Annotated in this window: 2 protein-coding genes; both read right to left on the reverse strand. The window is 67.9% G+C overall.

What is annotated here, in order from left to right; all coding sequences use genetic code 11:
• Positions 1-163: 163 nt before the first annotated feature.
• Positions 164-1,762: a M28 family metallopeptidase gene (locus tag AAHM41_RS39810; protein WP_342242182.1), complete on the reverse strand. Its 1,599-nt coding sequence runs from the start codon at positions 1,760-1,762 to the stop codon at positions 164-166.
• A gap of 275 nt (positions 1,763-2,037) precedes the next feature.
• Positions 2,038-2,652, reverse strand: a complete 615-nt coding sequence (locus AAHM41_RS39815; RefSeq protein WP_342242183.1) for a glutathione S-transferase family protein — start codon at positions 2,650-2,652, stop codon at positions 2,038-2,040.
• Between the last annotated feature and the right edge of the window lie 188 nt (positions 2,653-2,840).

A 2,840-nucleotide genomic window follows, 5' to 3' on the forward strand; every position in this document is an offset into this window, starting at 1 on the left:
CCGGGCCGGTTCTGGGCTTCGAGAACCCCCTCCCCCTACCCCCCTCCCGCGAGGGGAGGGGGGACTAAAAAGAATAGACCGGGAAGATCGTTGACAGGTTTTCTGGTCGGCAAAAAAGGGGCCGGGCGCGATGGCCCGGCCCCTCATCGTCAGCTCGTTTCCGTCAGCGGATGGTCAGCGCGCCCTTGAACAGCGGGCTGCGCTTGGCTGCCGCCGCGCGCTTGGCCGCGGAGGCCGCGAACTCGAGGGTGTCGACCACAGGGTCGCGCCGCATGCCGAACACGATCACCGAATTGGCAATGGCGTCGCTGAACTGGTCCAGCGCCGTGTTGCTGATGTTGGCGATGCCGTCGCAGGGCGCGTGGTAGCAGGCATCGTAGGGCTGGCCGGCGGTGCCGCCGTAGATCCGCGCCTCAGCCTCGGACTTGACGTTCTCGGCGCCGCTGAACAGGCCGCCGGCCGGGATGCCTTCGGCGATGAACGGGCCGTAGTCGGACCGGCCGTCGAAGGCGGTGGGGCTGGTGGCCAGGTTCTTCTGGGCGAAATGCGCCAGGAACACGTTCTCGATCATGCCCGAGCCGTCCGGACCCGGGTCCGGCGTGTCGGAGCCGTTACCGTCATAGACGAAGCGAACGAAGTTCGGCGATCCGACCATGTCGAAGTTCAGGTTCAGCAGGATCTTCGCCTTCTCGGCGTCGCTGAGCGATTCGACGTAATGGGTCGAGCCGAGCAGGCCGAGCTCCTCGCCGCCCCAGAAGGCGAAGCGCACCTTGTTGCGCAGCAGCAGCTGGCGGCGGCCCACCTGCTCGGCGACCTCAAGATTGGCGGCGGTGCCGCTGCCGTTGTCGTTGATGCCCGGGCCGACCTGCACCGAATCGAGATGCGCGCCGACCGTGACGATCTTGTTGGGGTTGCCGAAGCGGGTGTCGGCGATCACGTTCCAGGTCGTCCGCGGCTCATTGATGGCCTCGACCTTGATGCGGACATTGACCGGGCCGGACTGGGCCTGGGTGTACAGCTCGTTGCCGACCTCGAAGGTGGTGAAGACCCCCGGGTAAGGCCGAGGTCCGCCCAGGCCCACGCCCTCGACCACCTCGGTGCGGCCCGGCTGGCCCTCGTTCATGATGATGACGCCGATGGCGCCGGCCGCCTCCGCCATCTCCGCCTTCTGGGCGAAGGTGCAGGTGCCGCGCTGGATCAGCGCGATCGCCCCCGCCGTCTCCGGCGGATAATCGGCGGCCTCGCAACCGCTGGCCGAGCTCGGCTCCGGCGTGGGCGGCAGCACGATGTTGTTGGTCGGCACCACCCGGCCGGTGACCTCGGTCGAGGCGGAATAGAGCGTGGTCGCGAAATCGGTGTTGGGCGTATAGGTCCGCGGCGACGGCGACACCCGCTCGAACTCCGGCGTGCCGGTCTCCAGGAAGAAGTCGAACTGGAACGGCTGGAGCGTGACCTGGTAGCCGGCGCGCTGCAGCCGCTGCTTCACATAGTCGACCGAGGCCTTGTAGCCCGGCAGGCCGGCGGCACGATTGCCGCCATTGGCGGTGGCGATCGCCTGCAGCGCGGTCAGGTGCTGGCGGATGCGGGTGACCGTGACCGCCCGCTGCAGGTCGGCGCTGATCAACGCGGTGATCAGGTCGCCGATCAGGCCGCGCTGGGCGGACGCCGACGGGGCGGTGTTGGTGGTGGCGGCCAGGGCCGAGGACGCAGGAATGGCGATGGCGGTCGCCAGCAAGGCGGCCGCCAGATGACGCGTTTTCACGATGGTCCCCCTTCGTCGTTTGCGGTGGGGCTTGTGGCCGCCCGGATCGCAATCGAATGGCCTCGCTCCGGCCAGCCTCCCCCGCTTGCCAGCACTGTCCGGCAGCATCGCGAGCGGCGTCAACATTACAGATTTAGGGCAATTTGTTCTGAAATCCTTAGGATGACTGATGTTATACAGTAACAATCATCTGAACTCTTGGTTCGACAAAGCCATTCCTGCTATTTGCCAGACAAAATAGAGCGGGCGCCGCCTCGATACTGCAGCACCGCCGCTCAGCCGGAGAAGTACTGGCTCCAGGTCTCCGCCACGGCGGGATCGGCCAGGAGGCGGTCCCAGATCGTGCTGAGCGGCGTCATCTCCTCGCGGAAGTCGTACCAGGTCAGCAGCAACAGCAGATACAGGTCGGCCGCCGACCGCTGTTCGCCGAGCAGGAACGGGCCGGGCATCAGCGCGTCGGCGACCAGCGCCCAATAGCGGTCGACGGCCCGGTCCGCCGCCTCCCGCACCCCCGGCGCGCCGGCGGGATCGGCAGTGAAGCGCTCGGGATAGGCCTGGCGCAGCACGGCGCCGTACAGATTCACTGCCATGAACAAGAGCCAGCGGTCGAAGCGGGCGCGGTCGCTGCTGCCGGGCGGCGGCGCCAGCCCGGCCCCGGGGTGGGCGTCGACCAGATGCAGGATCATCGCCGCCGATTCGGTCAGCACCGTGCCATCCGGCAGCACCAGGGTCGGGATCTCGCCCATCGGGTTGAGGCGGAGATAGTCGGGATGGCGGTGCTCGCCCGCCTTGTGGTCGACCCGGATCCGCTCGCAGGGCGCGCCGGCCAGGCGCAGCACGATGTCGGGGGCGAAGGCCCCGGTGTCCTTGTTCCAATACAGCCTGTACATCGCCGCGCCCTCTCGCCGGTCCCGACCGCTGCAACCATGATGGCGCGAAACCGGCGAGGATCAACGCCTTGCGTGCCGCGGCTTGCTGCATTGCAGCGACTCGGTTGCCCCCTGAGATTCAGGTGCTATTGTGCCGCCCGTTTCGCGGGCGGCCTCAGGCGCCGCGCTCTCACCCAGGACGGACGGTC

It is taken from the genome of Inquilinus sp. OTU3971 (assembly GCF_038440215.1).

What these genes read in the sequence shown, in the direction of transcription:
- AAHM41_RS39815 (WP_342242183.1), bottom strand. Translation starts at nt 2,652, where the DNA reads ATGTACAGGCTGTATTGGAACAAGGACACCGGGGCCTTCGCCCCCGAC.